Origin of the sequence: Mycolicibacterium stellerae (assembly GCF_003719305.1) — a bacterium.
GTDB lineage: Bacteria > Actinomycetota > Actinomycetes > Mycobacteriales > Mycobacteriaceae > Mycobacterium > Mycobacterium stellerae.
In genome coordinates this window covers 213,054-235,468 of record NZ_RARC01000004.1, presented here as the reverse complement: position 1 = coordinate 235,468, position 22,415 = coordinate 213,054, and the positions used below count along the sequence as shown (strand labels likewise).

Genomic DNA, 22,415 nt, shown 5'->3' with positions numbered 1-22,415 from the left:
AGATCCATTACGCTTCCGACTCGCATCGGCAGCCAAACATGAAAGGTGGGCGTCCGTGAGAAAAGCGCCAGCCACGCCCATCGCCGTTATCGGTATGGCATGCCGGCTTCCGGGAGGCATCGATTCTCCTGAGGCGCTGTGGAGTGCGCTGATGCGCGGCGATGATCTGGTGACCGAGATTCCCGCGGGCCGCTGGGACGCCGACGAATTCTATGACCCCGAGCCGGGAGTTCCTGGGAGGTCGGTGTCGCGGTGGGGCGGATTCATCGACGACGTGGCGGGTTTCGATCCAGAGTTCTTCGGCATCAGCGAGCGCGAGGCGATTGCGATGGACCCGCAGCAGCGACTGCTGCTGGAGACCGGTTGGGAGGCAATGGAACACGCCGGACACACCCCTGCGCGCATGGCGAACACCACCACCGGCGTGTTCATGGGTATGTCTCACGACGACTACGTCATGGTCACTAGCGACGCGGGTGCCCTCGATCAGGCGTATGCGTTCACCGGCACGGCGTTCAGCATGGCCTCAGGGCGTATCGCCTACGCGCTCGGCCTGCACGGTCCGGCGTTGACGGTGGACACCGCATGCTCGTCGAGCCTGCTCGCCGTCCATATGGCCTGCCGCAGCCTTCACGAAGGCGAGAGCAATCTCGCAATGGCCGGGGGCGTGATGATAATGCTCGAACCACGCAAGTACGTCTCGGCGTCCGGCCAGGGCATGCTCTCGCCGAGTGGGCGGTGCCGCTCGTTCGACGCCGCAGCAGACGGTTTCGTGCGCTCCGAGGGGTGCGTGGTCTTGCTGTTGAAGCGACTCGAGGACGCTGCACGTGACGGCGACAGGGTGCTCGCGGTCATTCGCGGCACCGCCGCGAACCAGGACGGACGCACCGACAACATCGCCACACCGTCCCTCGAGGCGCAAGCGGCGGTATACCGCACCGCGCTCGAGGTCGCCCGCGTAGACCCTGCGACTGTCGGCATGGTCGAGGCGCACGGCACGGGAACCCCCGTCGGCGACCCGATCGAGTACGGCAGTCTCGCCCGGCTCTATGGCATCGACAACCCGTGTGCGCTCGTGTCGGTGAAGACCAACTTCGGCCACGCGGAGTCGGCGGCGGGTGCGCTCGGACTGATGAAAGCCATCCTCGCGCTCCAACACGGGGTGGTGCCGCAGACGCTGCACTTCACCCGACTGCCCGATGAGCTCGCAAGCATCGAGACGAAACTGTTTGTGCCGCAGACGAATACGCAGTGGCCTTTGGACGTCGCGACACCACGCCGCGCTGCTGTCTCGTCGTACGGCATGTCGGGCACCAATGTGCACGCCATCCTCGAACAGGCTCCTGAACAGCCCGCGGACGAGGTGAACGACCCACATGCCGTCTTGCCCGCGCTGTTGTTCCCTTTGTCGTCGACATCGGCGCAGGAACTCGCTCGCACCGCGCAACGAATGGCCGACTGGATCGAGACCCACGCCGAAGATGTGGCTTTGTCCGATCTGGCATACACGCTTGCGCGGCGGCGCGCTCACCGCTCTGTGCGCGCCGCCGCGCTCGCCACCGACCGTGGCGAATTGATCACCCGCTTACGCGACATCGCCGCGGGCACCGGCGATGCGCCCGTCGCCGAGCCCACAGTCGGCCAGGACGACCGCGGACCGGTGTGGCTGTTCTCAGGTCAAGGCTCGCAGTGGGCTGCGATGGGCGCTGACCTGCTGAAAACCGAACCCGTGTTTGCCGCCACGATTGCCGAGATCGAGCCGCTTATCGCCGGGGAATCGTCGTTCTCGGTGACCGAAGCGATGATGTCGGCCGACACGGTCACCGGGATCGACCGGGTTCAACCCACACTGTTCGCTTTCCAGGTCGCTCTCGCCGCAACGATGACCTCACACGGAGTCCGACCTGGTGCGGTCATCGGTCACTCGTTGGGCGAAGTCGCCGCCGCCGTCGTCGCAGGCGCATTGACCCTCGAGGATGGGATCAAGGTGATCTGCCGTCGGTCGCGGCTGTGCACCAGGATCGCCGGCGTTGGCGCAATGGCCTCTGTCGAGCTACCCGCTCAGCGCGTGCACGAGGAACTGGCCGCCCGCCGCATCGACGACGTCGTGGTCGCCGTGGTGGCCTCCCCGCAGTCGACGGTCATCGGCGGCACTCCGCAGACCGTCCGCGACCTGATCGCCGCATGGGAGGAGCGCGACGTGATGGCGCGCGAGGTGAACGTCGACGTCGCTTCGCACACGCCGCAGGTCGATTCGATCCTCGACGCCCTGGCCGACGTGCTGTCGGATCTGAGGCCGAGCACACCAAAGATTCCCTATTACTCCGCAACTTCATACGACCCCCGAGAAGAACCGGTGTGCGACACCGACTACTGGGTCGACAACCTGCGCCATACGGTCAGATTCGCCGCCGCAGTGCAGGCCGCGCTCGAGGACGGGTACCGGGTCTTCGCAGAGCTGTCTCCGCATCCCCTGCTGATCCGTGCGGTTGCCCAGACCGCGACGAGCCTGGAAATTCCTGCAGCTGCGCTGGCGAGCATGCGACGCGAACAGCACCTGCCTCACGGGCTGTTGGGTTTCGTCGCAGATCTGCATTGCGCCGGGGCCGCAATCGATCTGGCCGTCCTCGCGCCACACGGAAAGCTCGTTGACGCCCCCCTGCCGACGTGGACGCACCGGCGGCTGATGCTGAGTTCGGATGGCGCCCAACATAAGTCCGCCGGAACTCACACCGTCACAACTCACCCCTTACTGGGGCCGCACGTGCGACTTCTCGAGGAGCCCGAGCGTCACGCCTGGCACTCCGATGTGGGTACTGGCACACTCCCCTGGCTTGCCGACCACCAGATCCACAACGTCGCCGCACTGCCCGGCGCGGCGTATTGCGAGATGGCGCTGGCCGCAGCCAGAACAATGTTCGGTGACGAATCAGGGGTGCGCGACCTCCGATTCGAAGAGATGCTGCTGCTGGATACGGAAACGCTGGTCGGTGCGGTGGCTTCGGTCGAATCACCGGGGGTCGCCCGGTTCGTGGTCGAGACCGACCAGGACGGTCAGCGATCGCGGTGCGCCACCGCCGTGCTGCAGGCACTCGAGGTACCCGAGCAGCCGCCGGCATACGACATGACCGATCTGAAAGCCAGACACCCGAGCCGCATCGAAGGCTCTGAACTGCGCCAGTGGTTCGACAGCCGCGGCGTGCAGTTCGGGCCCGGCTTCACGGGGTTGGCGGCAGCCAACACCACTGAAGGTCCGGTCAGCACCGTGCTGGCCGAGGTTGGGCTGCCGAGCGCCATCCGCGCGGAGCAACGCGCCTACGGCATGCATCCCGTTCTTCTTGACGCCTGCTTTCAGTCCGTGGCGGCACACCCGGCCGTCCAAAATGCAGGCGGCGGTGGGCTTTTGCTTCCACTCGGGGTGCGCAGGCTATGCGCCTACGGGCCCACCCGAACCGCGCAGTTCTGCCTCACGCGGGTCACGTCGACCGACGGTTCCCTTGTCGAAGCCGACCTCGATCTGCTCGACGAACACGGCGCCGTCCTGCTGAGCGCCCAAGGTCTGCAGATGGGCTCCGGCATGACCGACGCCACCGACGGCGACCGACTCCTCGGCGAACGACTGCTGGCGGTGGAGTGGCACGCCAAGGACCTGCCCGAGGCAAAGCAGGCGCCGGGCAATTGGTTGCTGATCAGCACGGCCGATGTCCCCGACCTGCTGTCCAGCAAAATGGTCGACGCATTGAAGCTGAACGAGGCCGAGGTCACCACGATGTCGTGGCCACTGCACGCAGATCACTTGACGAACGCCGATCGGCTGCGCAAGACCCTCATCGAGGGCGGTTTCACCGGTGTTGCCGTCGTGACGCAACCGCGCAACGACTATCCGGAGCACCAGTGCGACGTCCGCGGTCGTGACTGTGTCCAGCACATGGTCCGAATCATCCGCCAACTGCCCGATGTCCGGGACATCACCGGGCACGCCCCGCGCTTGTTCGTGGTCACAAGGGCAGCGCAAGCCGTGTTACCGGGCGACCGCCCCAACCTGGAGCAGGCAGGCCTGCGTGGCCTGCTGCGGGTAGTCAGCGCCGAGCACCCGCATCTGGCGGTCACGCAGATAGACGTCGACGAACACACCGAAGCCGACCGCGTTGCCAACCAACTGCTCAGCGACTGTGACGAGGACGAGACGGCGTGGCGTAGCGGCACGCGGCACACGGCCCGGCTGTATCCAAGCCCACTGCGACCCGACGAACGACGCACCACCGTCGTCAATCACGAGCGCGACGGAATGGCACTACAGATCCGCACTCCGGGTGACATGCAGACGCTGGAACTGGCCGCGGTAACGCGGGTCAGGCCGGCCAACGGACAGATCGAGGTCGCCGTGACCGCGTCGAGCCTCAACTTCGCCGACGTGCTCGTCGCCTTCGGCCGCTACCCGACCTTCGACAAGGTCAAACCGCGGCTTGGAACCGATTTTGCAGGCGTCGTGACGGCTGTGGGTCCCGGCGTCACCACCCATCGCGTGGGCGACCACGTCGGCGGCATGTCACCCAATGGCTGTTGGGCGACATACCTCACGTGTGACGCGAATGTCGCGGTGACACTGCCGTCGAATCTGCGCGATGATCAGGCCGCCGCTATCTCCACGGCGCATGCCACCGCTTGGCACGGCCTGTACGACCTGGCCCGCGTCAGCTCCCGCGACAAGGTGCTGATCCACTCGGCCACCGGCGGTGTCGGGCAGGCGGCGATTGCCATCTGCCGCGCCTACGGAGCGCAGATCTTCGCCACCGCGGGCACCGAAGAGCGTCGACAAGCCCTGCGCGACATGGGCATCGAACACGTCTACGATTCGCGCAGCACAGCGTTCGCCGAGCAGATCCGTAGCGATACCGGGGGCTACGGCGTCGATGTGGTTCTCAACTCCCTGACCGGTGCCGCTCAACGCGCCGGGGTGGAACTGCTGGCGTTCGGCGGGCGGTTCGTCGAAATCGGGAAGAAGGACATCTACGGCGACACCCGGCTCGGGCTGTTCCCGTTCCGGCGCAACCTGTCGTTCTTCGGCGTCGACCTCGGCCTGATGTGCGCAACGCATCCGGAGAGGATCCGCGATCTGCTGAACACCGTGTACAGCCTCACCGCCGAGGGTGTCCTGCCGTTGCCGGAGAGCACGCACTACCCTCTCGACGACGCGGCCACCGCGATCCGCGTGATGAGCGCGGCCGAGCACCACGGGAAGCTGCTGCTGACAGTCCCGCGGGTCGGGCATACCAGCGTGGTTGTGCCACCGGAGCAGGCGCCGATGTTCCGCAGCGACGGTGCGTACATCGTGACAGGCGGACTGGGTGGCCTCGGGTTGTTCATCGCCTCGAAGATGGCGTCTGCCGGGTGCGGACGAATCGTGCTCAATTCGCGGTCGCGTCCCAATCCCGCTGCGCTGGCGGCCATTGACAGGCTATGGGCCGACGGCTGCGACATCGACGTCGTTTGCGGAGACGTCAGTAACGCCGACACCGTCGACCGATTGGTGGCGACCGCGACTGCGACGGGCCTCGCGGTGCGTGGGGTGCTGCACGCGGCGGCGGTGGTAGAGGACTCGATCCTGACCAACATCACCGACGAACTGATCGACCGCAACTGGGCACCGAAGGTCTACGGCGCCTGGCATCTGCATCGCGCGACGACGACCCAGCCGCTGGACTGGTTCTGCTCCTTTTCCTCGGCGGCGGCACTGCTGGGCTCACCCGGCCAGGGCCCCTACGCGGCAGCCAACAGCTGGCTGGATGCCTTCACGCATTGGCGTCGCGCCCAAGGGCTTCCGGCCAGCGCGATCGCATGGGGGGCATGGGCACAGATCGGGCGTGGCCGTCATCTCGCCGACGGAGGCGTCACGACGATGATCACCCCGGAGGAAGGTGCGCGCGCGTTCGAAACGCTGATCCGTCACAACCGCGCCTACAGCGGCTACGCCCCGGTGATCGGAAGTCCTTGGCTGACCTCGCTTGCTCAGCGCAGCCGGTTCGCCGAGGTGTTCAGCGAGAAGGGTCAAGGCCGGACAGATTCAACCGGCCTGCGCGCGCAACTGATCGAGCTGCCGCGTGACGAATGGCCGACACGGGTTCGTCGCCTGGTCTCCGAACAGGTGAGCGTCATCCTTCGTCGCTCGGTCGATCCAGACCGCCAGCTGTCGGAGTACGGCCTGGATTCGTTGGGCAGCCTGGAACTGCGGACTCGCATCGAGACCGAGACCGGAATCCGCGTCAGCTCAACCGATATCACCACGGTCAGAGCATTGGCCGAGATGTTGTGTGACGCCTTTGCCGCCGACGCCCCTGCGCTCAGCTCCACCGGCAGTCATCCCGCGCACCACTCGACGAACAAGGAGAGTACGTGGTCGCTCTAGGCAACATCGCCGTCGAGACCATCCACGCATGGGAGCCGCCCCCCGGTTCCGTGGTGACGTGGGCTCCGTCGCCGGCGTCGCTGGCCAAGGTGCGTGCCGCGCCGATCAGCGCGGTTCCGCCGAGCTACATGCAGGCACAACATCTGCGAGGCTTCAAGAAGCACGCCGCGCACGGCCTCCACATGTCGCGACTGTGTATCGCCGCCTGGGACATTCCGGGACGATGCGACGTCCGGGCCATGTCCTACATCGTCACCGCACATCTGCGACGCCACGACACGTATCACAGTTGGTTCGAATGTGGTGATCTCGACGACGATGGTGGGGCTGAGATCACCCGCCACACCGTCAATCGTCCCGCCGACATCACGCTGGTACCGACCAAGCACGGCGAGATGTCACCGCAGCAGTGGCGAGAGTTCCTGCTGTCGACGCCAAGCCCGTTGCAGTGGGATTGTTTCAGGTTTGCGATCATCCAGTACGCCGATCACTTCACGTTCTGTGTGAGCGTCGACCACCTCCATGTCGATGCGATGTTCATGGGATCGATCTTCGCCGAGGTGCACATGATGTATGAAGCGCTGGCAAAGGGAGCGGCTCCCGTCGCCCTTCCCGACGCCGGCAGCTACGCGGCGTTCTGCGTGCGTCAGCAGATTTACACCTCGTCGCTCACCGCCGAGTCGCCGCCGGTGCGCGCCTGGCTGGACTTCGCATCGGTCAACCAGGGCACCATGCCGTCGTTCCCGTTGCCCACCGGTGATCTGAAACCTGGTTGTGCCGGTGCGCTGATGACGGTGCCGTTGCTCGACGAACAACAGATGAACCGCTTCGAAGATGCCTGCGTGTCCGCGGGAGCACGGTTCAGCGGTGGGGTTTTCGCGTGCGCCGCCCTCACACACTACGAGTTGACCGGTGAGGACACCTACTACGCAATAACGCCGCACGACACGCGCACCGGCCCCGCGGAGTACATGACGACGGGGTGGTTCACCGGCATGATTCCGATCACTGTGCCCGTCTCCCCGGCATACTTCGGAGCGACAGCGCGAGCCGCCCAGGTGTCGTTCGATTCCGGCGCCGAGCTGGCACTCGTGCCATTCGACACGGTATTGCGTTTGGCGCCAGACGAGTTGGGATTGCACCGGCCGAACATCGGATTTCCGATGCTGTCGTTCCTCGATGCCGGCTTGCCTCCGCTGTCGGCGATGATCGACTCGGCCCTGCTCGGTCTCAACGCCAAGGTCTATGGCGACGGCGACTACCCGGCCCAGGTGTGCATGTGGGTGAACCGGATGAAAACCGAGACATCGGTGACGATCTTCTATCCGGACAACCCGGTGGCGCACGAATCGGTGACCGAGTACGTGTCGGTGCTGAAGTCCGTATACGCCCGAGCCGCGGCCGGCAGTGCGCTCGGTTCGGTCGCCTAGCGAAACAGCCGACATTCCAGGCATTTTCGGACGCCTGGGGCGGTTTGTGGTGCGCTGGCCGCTGCTGGTCATCGGACTATGGATCGCGGTAGCCGTCGTACTCTCGCTGGGAGTTCCTTCGCTGGCGAAGATGTCGCAGGAGCATCCCGTGGCGGTGCTGCCCGACGACGCCCCGACAACGGTCACGACCAAAGCGATGGCCGAGGCCTACGGCGATTCAGATTCGGAGAACGTTCTGCTGGTCGTCCTCACCGACGACAACGGGTTGAGCCCGCAGGACGAAGCCACCTACCGGCGACTTGTCGACAGGTTGCGGGCCGACACCCGCAATGTCGTGGCGCTGCAGGACTTCATCAGCACGCCGCCGTTGCGCGAGGTGGTGACCAGCAAGGACAACAAGGCCTGGTATCTGCCGGCGAGCCTGGTGGGAGCCCTCGGCTCCCCCGACGGTCTCGAGGCGTACAACAACGTCGCCGCGACCGTGCGGTCGTCGGTTGCCGGCTCGACGCTGACAGCGAACCTGACGGGGCCGGCCGCGACGGTCGCCGACCTCGGTGTCGTCACTGAACACGACGTCAAGCTCATCGAGATCGCGACTGCGTTGATGGTGATCGCCATCCTGCTCGTGATCTACCGCAACCCGATCACCATGTTGCTGCCGCTGCTGACGATCGGGGTATCGCTGACCATCGCCCAAGGGGCGGTCGCGGCGGTGTCCCGGCTCACTGGGCTGGGCATCTCCAACCAGACCGTCGTGCTGATGAGCGGGATCATGGTCGGCGCCGGTACCGACTACGCCGTTTTTCTGATCAGTCGCTACCACGACCACCTGCGTCTCGGCGATTCGTCGGACGTCGCCGTTGTCAAAGCTTTGAGCTCGATCGGCAAGGTGGTCGCGGCATCGGCGGCGACCGTGGCCGTCACGTTCCTTGGGATGGTGTTCGCCCACCTCGGTGTCTTCTCCACCGGCGGACCCGCGCTCGCGATCTCCATCACCGTGGCTTTCTTCGCCGCGGCGACGCTTCTTCCGGCCATCCTGGTGCTCACCGGTCGACGCGGCTGGATCAAACCGCGCCGCGACATGACTGCCAGGTTCTGGCGGCGTGCGGGCGTCCGCATTGTGCGACGGCCGATACCCCACCTGGTCGCCAGCCTGTTGGTGCTCGGGGTGCTCGCCTCATGCGCGGGTTTCGCCGATTACAGCTACGACGATCGCAAAACCTTGCCGGGCTCTGTGGACAGTGCCGTCGGTTACACCGCGATGGACCGCCATTTTCCGCTGAACTCGACCATCCCGCAATATCTGTTTGTCAATTCACCCCACGATTTGCGATCATCTGAAACACTCGCGGACCTTGAACAAATGGCACAGCGAATTTCTCAGCTACCTGATATCTCGATTGTCAGGGGAATTACCCGCCCTGCAGGAGAACCACTTCAGCAAACGAAAGTTTCTTTCCAGGCCGGAGAGGTCGGCGCCCAACTCGGCGACGGCTCACGCCAGATCGCCGACCGCGGCGGCGACCTGGACCAACTCAGTCAGGGAGCCGACGTGCTGGCCGACGGCCTGGACGACGTCCGCGGCCAGGTGACATCCGCGGTGTTGACCGTCCGCGGCCTCACGGACGCGCTGTCGTCGTTGCAGGACCAGTTCGGCGGCGGCAAGACGCTCGATGACATCGACGACGCATCCAAGCTCGTCGCGAGCATGCACGCTCTCGGCGAGTCGATCGGCGTCAACCTGGCCAACGTCTCCGACAACATCGACTGGGCAGACCCCGTGCTCAGGGCACTCGATTTCAGCCCGCTGTGCACCGTCGACTCCAGTTGCAGTGCCACCCGTGATGAGCTGCGCCGACTGGTCCAGGCCCGCGATAACGGAACACTAGCCGACATCGGGCAACTGGCCCAACGGCTACAGGGCACCCAGGGCACTCAGCGACTGGACGCGACGGTCGACGGGCTGCGCGGCGCACTCGGCACCGCGCAGACGGCGCTGCGGTCGATGGGGTTGGACAAGCCGGGCGTCGTGGCGACGCGGCTGGCGACTCTCGAGCAGGGCGCCGACACCCTCGCCGACGCCAGCCGCAAGCTCGCCGACGGGGTTGCGCAGCTCGTCGACCAGACCAAGCACATGGGCGTTGGCATGGACCAGGCGTCCTCGTTGCTGCTCGCGATGAAATTCAACGCCACGACACCGTCGATGTCCGGTTTCTACATTCCACCGCAGATGCTGTCCCAAGAAGAGTTCACGAAGGCCGCGGACGCGTTCATCTCACCCGACGGTCATGCCGTCCGGTACCTGATCCAGACGACGCTGAACCCGTTCAGCATCCAGGCGATGGACCAGATCAACGCGATCACCGCCACCGCTCACGGAGCACAGCCGAACACCACGCTGTCGGATGCGTCGATCTCGATGTCGGGCTTCACCGCGACTCTGCGGGACACCCGCGACTACTACAACTACGACTTCAAGCTGATCGTCGCGGTGACGATCGCAGTGGTGCTGCTGATTCTGATCGCCTTGTTGCGGGCTATCGTCGCACCGCTGTACCTCATCGCGTCGGTGGTCGTCTCGTACTTGTCGGCCCTCGGAATCGGTGTCGTGGTGTTCCAGGTGCTGCTCGGTCAGCAATTGCACTGGAGCATTCCCGGGCTGACGTTCGTGCTTTTGGTGGCGGTCGGCGCCGACTACAACCTCTTGCTGATGTCGCGCATCCGTGATGAGTCTCCGCACGGCGTGCGATTCGGCGTCATCCGGACCGTAGGTTCGACCGGCGGCGTCATCACCTCTGCGGGGTTGATCTTCGCCGCGTCGATGTTCGGGCTGGTGTTCGCCAGCATCAGTACCCTGATCCAGGCCGGGTTCGTCATCGGCATCGGGCTGCTACTCGACACGTTCCTGATCCGGACCGTGACAGTGCCCGCCATCGCTGCCTTGCTCGGCAGCACAAACTGGTGGCCATCTCGCGCAGCCCCCGCCGGCCGCAAAGGGCCGAAGCACGCAAAACCCCGCAGGGCACCGCCCCGCGCGAAGGCGGGCGACAAAGACTGGGAAATCGCAGACGAGGCATTGGACATGTATGACGTAACCGCGATCGTCACGAAGGTTGAAGTCTGATGGATCGGCTGCTGATCGGCGTTCCGGTGTTTGGCCAGCACGTCTACACCCACAAGCTCGTCGAGGACCTGGATCGGGAGGGCGCCGACTACGTGGTGGTCGACAACAGGGGTGACTATCCACGGCTGCACACCGAGCGCGTAATCGTGCCCGGTCGCAATCTCGGCTGGGCCGGCGGGTCGAATCTCATTTTCCGCGTCGCGTTCACCGAGGGATACACCCACGCCATGACGCTCAACAACGACACCCGGATATCAAAAGGATTCGTCTCCGCGATCCTCGACCCACAGTTGCCGAAGGACGCGGGTCTAATCACGCCCGTATACGACGACCGCCGCGCAAACAAATATCTCGAGGTGCCCTATGAAGGCCCCGCCGCGGAATACCGGCCCGTTGATCGGTACCGCAGGCTCCCCATGACCGATGGCACTGCACTTGCCATCAAATGCGAATCCTGGCTCGAGACGGGCGGTTTCGACGAACGGTCCTTCGGCCAGTTCTCGTGGGGCGCCGACGTCGACCTGAGCCTTCGGACTCTACGCACCGGCCGTGGTATTTATGCGACCGAACGGGCGTTCATCAATCACCTCGGCCGCAAGACGGCGACATCGGGCGCATTCGGGCGCGGATACCACGCCCGCGCCGCCTGGGGTATGTGGCGCGGGATGCAGACCGTGTGGGGTCCGAGGTGGCAACGCTTCCTTGATCCCCTGCAAGTCGTTGACTTTCAGACCTGAGAGACGAGCTGGCGCTCCAATAGATGGGCGGCCGCGTCGACGCTCTCATGGGGCGTGGTCAGTTGCGACGCGACTTCGTGCGCGCGATCGACACAACCCTGGCGAAGAATCCGTCGCAGGTCAGCCGCGAGCGATGTAGGGGTGGTGCCGTTGAGCCTGCCCGACTCACCCACCCCGAGCCGTTTGACCGCGGCGGCCCAGATCGGCTGATCGGCACCGACCCAGAGGACCAACGTGGGTACGCCTGCCCGCATGCCTGCCGCTGTCGTGCCTGCCCCGCCATGGTGCACCACGGCTTTGCACGCAGGAAAGACGACTGCGTGCTTGACGGCGGCGACGACCTTCGTGCGGTCATTCGCCATGCCCCCGGTAAAGCTGGTGCCAGCCAAGCGATTTGAGCAGATCAATGCCCGTTCGCCCAACTGGGCGCACACCGAGGCGATCATCGTGATCGTGTCCTCTGGCGTGTCGAGGGGCATGCTGCCAAAACCGAAATAGATCGGCGGAGTCCCGGCCTTCGCCCATGCCATCACCTCGTCGTCGGCCTCGGTATCGAGTTGCAGCGTCAGAGCACCCACGAATGGTCTGGAGCCGGCCCACTCCTGCGCCAGGCCCGGAAAGCACACCTTGTCGTAGGCCTGGATCTCCAGTGCTCCTCTCCGCATGCTGCGCTCACCCGATGTCGTGCTGGCCTCCGGCAGGCCCAACTCCCGTCGCTGGCGGTTTTCCACCTCCCGCGTCATCTGCCAGTGCAGCCACCAGATCGCGGAAGTGGCCGAGCGGATCACCGGCGCAGGGAACGGCAGGCCGGGAAAGGCGATGTGACCGTTGGCGCGCAGCGGGAAGTAATGCAGCGCGGCGGAGGGGATGTTGTAGTGCTCCGCAACGTTGGCTGCGACCTCCTGGTAGGTGGTGGCCGTCATGAGTAGGTCGGCGCCGTCCGCCAGCGACACCAGCGTCGCGCTCATCTCCGCCCACCCCTGCGCGAGATACTCCCGTCCCGCTCGGATGAGCGCGACCGGGTTCTGGATCCTCCAGAACTCTCTGAAGAACTCGCTATCCAACTGTTGCTGCGAGTCGGGACCGTATGCGACCGCATGCAGCCCGGCCGATTCGACGAAACCGATGAGATTCGGCGGAACCGCCATCCGGACCTCGTGCCCGCGCCGGGACATTTCGAGACCGAGCGCGGTGCACGGCTCGATGTCCCCCCGGGTGCCGTGTGCCGCTATAGCAAATAGCATTTGTTTGCTCCGAAATTGTATCGAGGACGGCAATCAGCGAAATAACATATCGTGTTCAGCGAACACAGTCTAAGCGCCACGAACCAAGTTGGGAGGGGGTAAATTCTTATCCATGTGGGGCACGGTTCTGGTCTTCGCGCTTGTGGCTGCAACCGACCCCATACGCATCGGAATCGCCGTCTTGTTGATCTCGCGTCCGCGCCCGGTCATCAACCTCTTTGCATTCTGGCTCGGTGGGATGGTGACCGGCCTCGCGGCTGCACTGGTCGTGCTGCTCTTCCTCCGGGACGCCGCGCCAGTGCTGGCCGAGACTGTGACGGCCACGATAGGCAGCCCGGCCGCTCGTCACATCCAGATCGCTGCCGGGGCAGCCGCGATCGTGATTGCGGTGGTGATCGCCTCACGTGCCACCGCGCCTCGGAGGATGCCCGTGGCTCCCGTCGCCGAAGGAACGGCCACCGCCCCGCCGATTCCTAACGCGATCGCACGGGCATGTGCGCGCGCAAGCGTTGCGCTGCAGGACCGATCACCCGGGATCCCCTTCGTCATGGGGCTCGGATCGGCGACGCCGCCGGTCGAATGCGTCTTGGTGCTTGCGGCGATCATGGCGTCGGGCGCGGCGATCGGCGCACAGATCGCCGCCGCCGTCCTTTTCACCATTCTGGCGTTCGCGATCGTAGAAATACCGCTCGTCAGCTTTCTGGTGAATCCGGGCGGCACTCTTGCCGTCATGTTGCGAATTCACGGGTGGTCGAGAGTCCACCGCCGCAGCATCCTTGCGGTGATGGTCGCAGTGGTTGGGGTGTTTCTGATGACCACAGGGATCTGACCCGAACGAAAGGGTGAAAATGATCAGACGTGTTCGGACATCACGCCGCACCGGGGCGACCTTCGCCCTTGCGAACCTGTTAGCACTCGCCCCGATGGCAGTTGCAACCGTGGCAACGCCGGCTCCAAGCTGGGCCTGTCAGATCGGTCAGGTCGCCGAAGAGGGCGGCTGCGCCCCCTACTGCGGTGAAGACACGCTACTGGACACGCGATCTGGTGAATGCCGAGATCCACTGTCCGCCTTGGTGTCTGACTTTTCCGGAGTCGACGACTTGCCGGCGTCACCGCAGCTGCCGGAAATATCTTCACCCAGCATCGACATCGGCCTCCCCGGGATCGGACTGCCAAGTATCGGGGTCGACGCAGCGCTGCCGTCACTGCCGGCGCGCGAGCCCATCTGCGGCCCAGGCGTGCAGACCCCCATTCCGATGGTCGGGTTCACGCCGTGCGTGTGACGATCTGGACCGGGACGGGTAGCGATGGTGCGTGGGTGTCGCCGCTACGTGGCGAGGTCGAGCGCGGCGCGCACGATGCTGTCGGTGTCGATGCCGTGATGACGGTAGACCGCGTCGAGCGAGCCGACCTGCCCAAACATGCTGACACCCAATGACTTCGACGCGACCCGATTGATCGAGGACAGGAATGCCAGGGTGTGGGGGTGGCCGTCGATCACGGTGACCATGGGTGCTGCGCGCTCCGGCGGGAAGATCTGGTCCAGGATCCACGACGGCGCCGTGCCCAGCCCGTTGCGGGCCTGCAGGGCCTCGAAGAGCAGACCTGGGCTGCTCACGCAGATCACCTCGGTGGTGATCTCGAGTTGCGCGAGCCGATCGGCGGCCTGCAGAGCTTCGGTGATCATGGCGCCTACGGCAACGATCGCGACGTCAGGCCGAGGGTGCGCGCGCAGCGTGTAGGCGCCGGCGATCACGTGACGGCGTCGCCGTTCGCGTGCGGCGGGGTCAGAGGGGATGCCTGCCAGTGCCTGCTCCACGGGCCTGGTCGATAACCGAAGGTAGGCGGACTGGCCGTCGGGCCGACCCAGTCGAGACATGCAGTGCAACAGAGTCCATTCGACCTCGACGGCAAACGCGGGCTCGTAGCTGATGCAGCCCGGTTGCTCGAGCCCGATCGAGGGCGTCTTGATGGACTGGTGCGCACCACCCTCGGCCGCCAAGGTGACCCCCGAGGGCGTGCCAACGAGGATCGATTGGCCGCCGGCATAGATGCCGTAGGACCACGGTTCGAGGGCCCGTTCGACGAAGGGGTCATAGAGCACTCCGATGGGAAACAGAGGCTGACCCCACCGACTCCAGGTGGCGCCGAGTTCGCCGATCAGCCCGACCAGGTTCGTCTCGGCGATGCCCAGCTCCATGTGCTGGCCCGTCGGCTTCTCGCGCCAGTGCATGATCGTTTCCGGGTCGTCGTCGAACCAGTCGCGGCGCTCCGAGGACGACCACACCCCGACCTTGTTGAGCCAGCCGGTCAAGTTGGTGCTGGAACTGACATCGGGGCTGACGGTCACGATTCGTTGGGCGACCTCGGGTGCGTCGCGAGTGAGGTCGAGCAGGGTGCGGCCCAGTGCCGCCTGGGTGGTGGTGATGGCTTGCGGCGTGCGGCCGATCTCGACCGGAACCACTGGCGGCGTAGCCTCGGATTGTTCTGGGCGCCTGAGCCTTTCGGTGGCCGCTGCGCACAGTCGGCCTGCCGGGGTGGCAGGAGCGAAGCGACTCCACGGCTGGCTAGGGTTCTTGCCAAGGGTTGCGGCGAGTTCGTCGAACTGCTCGACGGTCAGTAGGGCCGAATGATTCTGGGGGTGGCCTTGAGTGGGTAGGCGCCAGCCTTTGATGGTGTAGGCGATGATGACCGTCGGGCGGGTGTCGTCGATCTGTGCGAAGGCCTCTCGCAGGGACGCCAAGTCGTGGCCGCCCAGGTTGGCGATGGCACGCAGCAGCGCGGCATCGGTGAGGCCGCTGATCACCTCGGTGATATTTGGCGCGTCGGGCCCCGATCCCGGCAGCCGGGCCCGCAACTGCTCGGCGTCGCAGCGAAGCAGCCGTTGATATTCCGGGTTGGGCATCTCGATGATCCGCTGCCGCAGTTGCTGCCCGCCGGGCTGGTTGAACAGTTCCGTCAACAGGGTGCCGAACTTGACGTCGATAACCTGCCAGCCGGCGGCGGCGAACATCGCGGCGAGCCTGCCCGCTGCGATGCGGGGAACCACCCGGTCCAGCGACTGACGGTTCATGTCGACGATCCACACCACTTCACCGAGGTCGTGCACGGCAGGATCCAATATCGCCTCCCACACCGCGCCCTCGTCGAGTTCGGCGTCACCGACCAACGAGTACTGCCTGCCCTTGCCGGTGGACGCCAGTGTGGTGTCGACGTATCGGCGCGCGACCGCCCCCCAGATCGGTGCGGTGGCACCGATGCCCACCGACCCGGTGGAGTAATCGACTGGATCGGGGTCCTTGGAACGGCTGGGATAGCTCTGCAACCCGCCGTATTCGCGCAGCGTGGTCAGATACTTATCGTCCAAGAATCCGAGCAGGTAATTGATGCTGTGCAGCACCGGTGATGCGTGGGGCTTGACCGACACCCGATCCCCGGCTTGGAGTTGCTCGAAGTAAAGGGCGGTCATGATCGACACTATGGAGGCGCACGACGCCTGATGGCCACCCACCTTCATTCCGCTCGGATTTGGCCGAATATTGTTGGCGTGGTGCACGATCGCCGTCGACAGCCACAGCACTTGCTCGGCGATCTTTTCCAGCGGGTCGCTGTCGCACAGTTCCGACCGTGCGCGGTCGATGTCACCGCTGGTCGTCATCGGCGCTCCTCAACGGTTCGTTCTTGTCCATCTGCCGATAACCGCAGAGGCGCAGCCGGCGGATACGAGGGGCAGATTGCAGATCAAGTGCAGCACCTGGCATCAAAATGAGCAACTACCGTCACAATAATTGTGCAGAATGCACCCGTGGATCCCGTGGGCGACGTTGAGAGGTGCTCAGAATGACAACCAAAGCCGGCCCTGACCCGATCGACGCCCGGCTTCTTGTCGCGTTGGCACGTGATCCGCGGGCGTCAGCGATCGCCCTGGCTGCGCAGACCGGGGTGTCGCGCAATACCGTGCAAGCCCGGTTGAACAAGTGGGACCAGAGCGGGGCCCTGTTGGCATTCGACCGCCGCGTCAATCCGGCTTTTCTGGGATATCCGATGCGCGCATTCATCCGCGCCCGCCTCAAACAGCGTCTGCTGAGCCAAGTGTCCGATGCATTGGCGGAGATACCGGAGGTTGTCGAAGTGCTCGGCCTGAGCGGCGGTGCCGACCTTCTCATTCAGGTCGTTGCCCGCGACGCCGACGACCTCTACCGCATCGCCGGTCAGATCTTGAGCATCCGCGGCGTCCGACGCACCAACACGTCGCTGGTCATGCGCGAACTCGTTGATCATCGCCTCATCCAGCTGCTCGGCGGCTGAGCCGCGCTGGCCCCCCGTGCAAGAAGTGGATTAAAGGTCAGTCTGCGTTGCGTAGCAACGCGACGTCGGACACCAGCCGAATGTGGTCGGCCATCGCCCGTGACGCCGCGGCCGAATCTTGCTGGCGCACAGCCTCGGCGATCCGCCGGTGACCCTCGAGCGACTGCCGGGGCCGATGCTCTTGCGATAGGGACTCGATACGCGTTTCCCTGACCAACCCGGATATCTCGTGCATCAGCTTGGCGAGCAACGACGAATGCGCCGCAGTCGTAATCGCCTCGTGGAACATTTCGTCACCGACGACGCCACGGTCCCCTGCGTCGACCTCTGACTCCATCTTCGCGATCGCCGCGTCGATGGCTGCCATCTCTACTTCACTGCGCCGCGCGGCAGCAAGCCCCGCCAGCTTCACCTCGAGCGCCTCGCGCGCCTCGATGATGTCGGGAATGCGGTCAGCATGTTCGCGCAATGCCTTGATGGCGCGCTCCTCGGTGGGCCGCCGCACCAGGATGGCTCCGTCACCGTGGCGCACCGACAGGACGCCCTGCACTTCAAGGGCCACTAGCGCCTGACTCAGCGATGCCCGGCTCACGCCGAGTTTGGACGCCAAGTCACGCTCGGCCGGAAGCCGATCCCCTGGCGTCATCGCGTTGTCGGCGATGTACGAACAGAGTTGCTCGACGATGACCTCATACAGCCTTGGCCGGGTGACAGGTCTGAGTTGCTCTACCACTGACTCACCTACTCTCTGCTCCACCATACTCAACCCCTCCGGCGGTCCAGTGATGTGCGGGTCACAATGCGGGTTGACAGTGACTGCGCTCACTGTTTTACTGGCTAGGCCAATGCTCCACTAGGTCAGTCGGCCCAAACGGATAGATCCGGAGATCGTCATGCCCCTCGAACTCATTCCGATTCTGGCTCTCATCGCGATGTTCGCGGCTGCCACACTGCTGCCGATCAACATGGGCACGCTGGGCTTTGTCGCCGCATTCCTTGTCGGCACCCTCGCCGTCGGGATGAACACCGACGACATCATCGCCGGCTTCCCGAGCGAGCTGTTCTTGACGCTCGTCGGCGTCACCTACCTGTTCGCGATCGCCCAGAACAACGGCACGGTCGATTTGATGGTGCGCGGCGCAGTCCGAATGGTACGCGGCCGCGTCGCGTTCATTCCGTGGGTGATGTTCGGAATCACCGGCGTATTGACCGCGCTTGGCGCGCTCGGCCCGGCCGCCGTGGCGATCATCGCGCCGATCGCGCTCAACTTCGCCAGGCGCTACAAGATCAATGCGTTGCTGATGGGCATGATGGTGATCCACGGCGCGCAGGCAGGCGGCTTCTCGCCGATCAGCATCTACGGCGTCACCGTGAACAACATCGTCGCCAAGGCCGACCTGGTGAACAGCCCGGTCGCCCTGTTCCTTGGCAGCCTGTTTTTCAATGCCGCGATCGGCGTGGCGTTGTTCGCCTTCCTCGGCGGACGTTCGTTGATCGGTCGAACTGTGCACGACGACATCGAAACGCCGGAGGACATCAACGAAACGGCCGATGGGTCGGGCGGCCCCACGCCGTCCGGTGACGGCAGAGGCGGCACCACGACCATGTCTTCAACAAGAGTCGAGACCGAGGTTGACGCCCCGCTGCTGCCCACAAAGTCCGTCACCTACGACCAGGTGCTCACCATCATCGGCCTCGTCGCACTGGCGGTGTTCTCGCTGATCCTCGATCTCGACATCGGGTTCGTGTCGATGACGGTCGCCGCAGTGCTGGCGCTGGCCTCGCCGAAGGCACAGAAGGGCGCAGTATCCCAAATCAGTTGGTCCACCGTGCTTTTGATTGGCGGCGTGTTGACCTTCGTGGGCGTGCTGCAGGAGGCAGGCAGCGTCGAATGGGTCGGTAACGGCGTCGCACGACTTGGCATGCCTCTCCTCGTCGCGCTGTTGCTCTGCTATCTCGGCGGCATCGTGTCGGCCTTCGCCTCATCGACGGCCATCCTCGGCGCCACCATCCCTCTGGCCGTGCCACTGCTGCTCGCTGGTGAGGTCAGCCCGATCGGGGTCGTGGTCGCCCTGGCGATCTCGTCGACAATTGTCGACGTCAGTCCATTCTCGACGAACGGGGCGCTGGTATTGGCCAACGCCCATGATGTCGACCGCGACAAGTTCTACAAACAGATCCTCAAGTACAGCGCGCTGGTTGTCGCAATCGGTCCGCTCATCGCTTGGGCGGCGCTCGTGCTGCCGGGATGGCTCTGAGCACCACCTGACGTCCGCGATCGGCGGCCCGCTGCAAATGCGGGTCGCCGATCGCGTTTCTATATGACCCAGATCACATATGCGCTTATCGGCAACCCTTGACGCGCAGGTCAGGACATGGTTTCCTAAATTGGCTAGTCCACTAACCCACTAAGTCACTAGGCCGAAGGTGGTCCCCGATGACATTCCCAGTTCCCTCCGCGACGCGGCCGACCGGGCCCCTGGCCGGGCTGACAGTCGTCGATCTGACGCGTGCCTTGGCCGGGCCGCACGCGGCGATGATGCTCGGCGACCTCGGCGCAGACGTCATCAAGGTGGAGAACCCGCAGGGCGGCGATGACACCCGCGGTTGGGGTCCGCCATTCGTCGAACCGGATCGGGGCGAACGAGAGTCGACGTACTTCCTCTGTGCGAACCGAAACAAGAAGTCGGTGACGCTCGACCTCAAGGATGACGCCGGCAGGGCCGCGTTGCGCGCTCTGGTCCGCCAAGCCGATGTACTGATGGAGAACTTCCGCCCCGGAGTCCTTGACCGGCTTGGCTTTTCCCAACAACAGCTAGCCGAGATCAATTCGCGCCTCGTGGTGTTGTCTATCAGCGGCTTCGGCCATGACGGTCCTGAAGCCGCGCGCGCAGGCTATGACCAAATCGCGCAGGGGGAAGCGGGCCTGATGTCGGTGACCGGCTCGGCACCGACCGATGTGCAACGCGTGGGAGTGCCGATCGCCGACCTGCTGGCCGGGATGTACGGCGCATTCGGCGTCCTTGCGGCACTTCAGGAACGCGAGCGCACGGGTCGCGGCCAGGTGGTCCGAGCCTCACTGCTGGCCGCCGTCGTCGGCGTTCACGCCTTCCAGGGGACGAAGTGGACGGTCGCCGGGCAGACCGGCGAGGCCAGCGGAAACCACCACCCATCGATCAGCCCGTATGGGCTGTTCGACACCGCCGACGGCGCGGTGCAAATCGCGGTCGGCAGCGAGGGCCTCTGGAGACGGTTCTGCGACGGGTTCGGGCTCGACGCCACTACCCCCGGCATGGAGTCGAACCCGCACCGGGTAGCCAACAGCAAGCAAGTCCAAGAGATGGTTTCCGATGCTTTCGCGCTGCACACCACCGACGAGCTACTGAGCAAACTGGATCGAATCGGTGTGCCTGCCGGGCGAATTCGCAGCATTCGCGAGGTTTACGAATGGGAGCAGACCAGATCGCAGGGTCTGCTGATAGACGTTGATCACGAGACGCTGGGGACCATCACATTGCCTGGCCCGCCACTGCGATTCTTCGACTCCGACGGCACTGAACTGACACATAACCAGCACACCGCACCCCCGGTGCTCGGTGCCGACAACGACCTCATCGAATCGACCCTTCTTGCGGAGCACCGATGACTCGGCTCAGCGCGCGCGAGATGCTCGATGTACTCATCGATCAAGGATCGTGGACCTCGTGGGATATCACCCTGCCCGATGTGGGTGGGAGTGCCGAGTATGCCGATGAGTTGGAGTGTGCTCGCGCCAAGACGGGCATCGATGAGTCGATACTCACCGGCGTTGCGTCCATTCGGGGGCATCAGATCGCGATCGCGGTGTGCGAGTTCGGATTTCTCGGCGGCTCGATCGGCGTGGGCGCAGGCGACAGGCTCACCGCAGCCATCCGTCGTGCGACGACCCAACGACTGCCCCTGCTTGTGCTGCCGACGTCAGGGGGCACCCGCATGCAGGAGGGTACGACCGCGTTCCTGCAGATGGTGCGCATCACGGCGGCGATCGCCGATCTCAAGGCGGCCGGCCTGCCTTACCTTGTCTATCTGCGTCACCCCACCACCGGTGGGGTCTTCGCGTCGTGGGGATCGTTGGGTCATCTCACCTTCGCCGAGCCGCAGGCATTGATCGGATTCCTCGGACCACGGGTGTATGAGGCGCTCCACGGAAGCCCGTTCCCCCCGAACGTGCAGACCGCCGAAAACCTGCACCAACACGGGCTTCTCGATGCGGTCTGCCGTCCGGAGGACCTCGCGGGGTTGGTGGCCGCCACGCTGGACATCGTCGCGACACCGTCGCGCGCGTCGGCGGTCACGCCCGCTTCGGAACGTGTCGTCGACACCGTGCCCGCCTGGCTGTCGGTGCAGGCGACCCGGCATGTGACTCGGCCCGGTGTGCAGGACCTGCTCGCCACGGCGGCCACCGACGTCGTTGCCCTCAACGGCACAGCCCAGGGTGAGGTCGACACCGGGTTGATCGTCGCACTGGTGCGGTTCGACGATGTGTCGTGCGTTCTTGTCGGCCAGGATCGCCTCGCCCAGGCTGACAGTGCGATCGGCCCGGCGGCACTACGGCAGGCACGACGGGGCATGCGGCTGGCCGCCGAGCTCGGGCTGCCTCTCGTGTCGGTCATCGACACCCCTGGTGCCGCGCTGTCGCCAGAGGCCGAAGAAGGCGGTGTCGCCGGTGAGATCGCCAGGTGCATTGCCGACATGATTGCCCTCGACGTGCCAACGGTTTCGATACTCCTTGGACAGGGCACAGGAGGCGCCGCGCTGGCACTGTTTCCCGCCGACCGCACGTTGGGGACAGCGCATGGATGGCTGTCGCCGCTGCCACCCGAAGGTGCCAGCGCAATTCTCTACCAGAACACGCGGCGAGCTCCCGAGATCGCCCAAAGGCAGGGCGTTCGCGCGGCGGATCTTCTCGCCAGCGGTGCGCTGGACCGCGTCATCCCCGAATGTCCCGATGCACGCAGCGAACCCAAGCAGTTCTGTAACCGGGTGGCAGCGGCGATCCGACAGGAGCTCGCATCCCTGGCGATGCACGATCCGGCCACCCGACTTCGCAGCCGTATCGGGCGCTTCGATCGGCTGGTCGCGTCGGCGCCGTCGGTTGCCGCCGAAAGCGCCTGAGATCCCGCTCCC

12 protein-coding genes are annotated in these 22,415 nt (G+C 65.0%); 9 read left to right on the top strand and 3 right to left on the bottom strand.

Annotated features, from left to right (window positions below):
* The first annotated feature begins 55 nt into the window (after positions 1 to 55).
* Genes pks2 through D6M19_RS08315 form a run of 4 tightly spaced genes read left to right on the top strand, consistent with a single transcriptional unit; the run spans position 56 to position 11,697 of the window.
* On the top strand, positions 56 to 6,406 hold the full coding sequence (pks2, locus tag D6M19_RS08330) for a sulfolipid-1 biosynthesis phthioceranic/hydroxyphthioceranic acid synthase (RefSeq protein ID WP_164478389.1): 6,351 nt from the start codon (positions 56 to 58) through the stop codon (positions 6,404 to 6,406).
* A complete protein-coding gene (locus tag D6M19_RS08325; protein WP_164478388.1) occupies positions 6,394 to 7,836 on the top strand; it encodes a condensation domain-containing protein in 1,443 nt (480 codons plus the stop codon). The genes pks2 and D6M19_RS08325 overlap by 13 nt, the downstream gene beginning before the upstream one ends.
* Positions 7,814 to 10,960 (top strand): MMPL/RND family transporter, encoded by a 3,147-nt coding sequence (locus D6M19_RS08320; RefSeq protein WP_123024708.1) that lies wholly within the window; start codon positions 7,814 to 7,816, stop codon positions 10,958 to 10,960. The genes D6M19_RS08325 and D6M19_RS08320 overlap by 23 nt, the downstream gene beginning before the upstream one ends.
* The gene (locus D6M19_RS08315; RefSeq protein WP_234834759.1) at positions 10,960 to 11,697 is read left to right on the top strand and encodes a glycosyltransferase family protein; all 738 of its coding nucleotides are present in this window, start codon (positions 10,960 to 10,962) and stop codon (positions 11,695 to 11,697) included. The genes D6M19_RS08320 and D6M19_RS08315 overlap by 1 nt, the downstream gene beginning before the upstream one ends.
* On the opposite strand, the gene D6M19_RS08310 is transcribed toward D6M19_RS08315, so the two are convergent.
* Positions 11,688 to 12,941: a glycosyltransferase gene (locus D6M19_RS08310; protein ID WP_123024707.1), complete on the bottom strand. Its 1,254-nt coding sequence runs from the start codon at positions 12,939 to 12,941 to the stop codon at positions 11,688 to 11,690. The genes D6M19_RS08315 and D6M19_RS08310 overlap by 10 nt on opposite strands.
* 112 nt (positions 12,942 to 13,053) lie before the next feature.
* On the opposite strand from D6M19_RS08310, the gene D6M19_RS08305 reads away from it, so the two are divergent.
* Positions 13,054 to 13,770 carry a GAP family protein gene (locus D6M19_RS08305; RefSeq protein ID WP_123024706.1) on the top strand — a complete coding sequence of 239 codons (717 nt, stop codon included), beginning with the start codon at positions 13,054 to 13,056 and terminating at the stop codon, positions 13,768 to 13,770.
* A gap of 498 nt (positions 13,771 to 14,268) precedes the next feature.
* Here the strand turns inward: D6M19_RS08305 and D6M19_RS08295 are convergent, their stop codons facing one another.
* The gene (locus D6M19_RS08295; RefSeq protein WP_123024704.1) at positions 14,269 to 16,599 is read right to left on the bottom strand and encodes a thiamine pyrophosphate-binding protein; all 2,331 of its coding nucleotides are present in this window, start codon (positions 16,597 to 16,599) and stop codon (positions 14,269 to 14,271) included.
* A gap of 182 nt (positions 16,600 to 16,781) precedes the next feature.
* Here D6M19_RS08295 and D6M19_RS08290 point away from each other — a divergent pair, with 182 nt between their 5' ends.
* Positions 16,782 to 17,249 carry an Lrp/AsnC family transcriptional regulator gene (locus D6M19_RS08290; RefSeq protein ID WP_123024703.1) on the top strand — a complete coding sequence of 156 codons (468 nt, stop codon included), beginning with the start codon at positions 16,782 to 16,784 and terminating at the stop codon, positions 17,247 to 17,249.
* 37 nt (positions 17,250 to 17,286) lie between these two features.
* Here D6M19_RS08290 and D6M19_RS08285 read toward each other — a convergent pair whose 3' ends face one another.
* Positions 17,287 to 17,982 carry a FadR/GntR family transcriptional regulator gene (locus D6M19_RS08285; RefSeq protein ID WP_123024702.1) on the bottom strand — a complete coding sequence of 232 codons (696 nt, stop codon included), beginning with the start codon at positions 17,980 to 17,982 and terminating at the stop codon, positions 17,287 to 17,289.
* A gap of 160 nt (positions 17,983 to 18,142) precedes the next feature.
* Here D6M19_RS08285 and D6M19_RS08280 point away from each other — a divergent pair, with 160 nt between their 5' ends.
* The 3 genes from D6M19_RS08280 to D6M19_RS08270 all read left to right on the top strand — a co-directional run bounded on the left by D6M19_RS08280 (position 18,143) and on the right by D6M19_RS08270 (position 22,403).
* Positions 18,143 to 19,507: an SLC13 family permease gene (locus D6M19_RS08280; RefSeq protein ID WP_123024701.1), complete on the top strand. Its 1,365-nt coding sequence runs from the start codon at positions 18,143 to 18,145 to the stop codon at positions 19,505 to 19,507.
* A 179-nt stretch (positions 19,508 to 19,686) separates the two neighbouring features.
* Positions 19,687 to 20,895, top strand: coding sequence for a CaiB/BaiF CoA transferase family protein (locus D6M19_RS08275; RefSeq protein ID WP_123024700.1), 1,209 nt, complete (start codon positions 19,687 to 19,689; stop codon positions 20,893 to 20,895).
* Complete coding sequence (locus D6M19_RS08270) at positions 20,892 to 22,403, top strand: carboxyl transferase domain-containing protein (RefSeq protein WP_123024699.1); 1,512 nt, start codon at positions 20,892 to 20,894, stop codon at positions 22,401 to 22,403. The genes D6M19_RS08275 and D6M19_RS08270 overlap by 4 nt, the downstream gene beginning before the upstream one ends.
* Positions 22,404 to 22,415: the final 12 nt, after the last annotated feature.

What these genes read in the sequence shown, in the direction of transcription:
- D6M19_RS08315 (WP_234834759.1), top strand. Translation starts at nt 10,960, where the DNA reads ATGGATCGGCTGCTGATCGGCGTTCCGGTGTTTGGCCAGCACGTCTAC.
- D6M19_RS08310 (WP_123024707.1), bottom strand. Translation starts at nt 12,941, where the DNA reads ATGCTATTTGCTATAGCGGCACACGGCACCCGGGGGGACATCGAGCCG.
- D6M19_RS08305 (WP_123024706.1), top strand. Translation starts at nt 13,054, where the DNA reads ATGTGGGGCACGGTTCTGGTCTTCGCGCTTGTGGCTGCAACCGACCCC.
- D6M19_RS08295 (WP_123024704.1), bottom strand. Translation starts at nt 16,599, where the DNA reads ATGACGACCAGCGGTGACATCGACCGCGCACGGTCGGAACTGTGCGAC.
- D6M19_RS08290 (WP_123024703.1), top strand. Translation starts at nt 16,782, where the DNA reads ATGACAACCAAAGCCGGCCCTGACCCGATCGACGCCCGGCTTCTTGTC.
- D6M19_RS08280 (WP_123024701.1), top strand. Translation starts at nt 18,143, where the DNA reads ATGCCCCTCGAACTCATTCCGATTCTGGCTCTCATCGCGATGTTCGCG.
- D6M19_RS08275 (WP_123024700.1), top strand. Translation starts at nt 19,687, where the DNA reads ATGACATTCCCAGTTCCCTCCGCGACGCGGCCGACCGGGCCCCTGGCC.
- D6M19_RS08270 (WP_123024699.1), top strand. Translation starts at nt 20,892, where the DNA reads ATGACTCGGCTCAGCGCGCGCGAGATGCTCGATGTACTCATCGATCAA.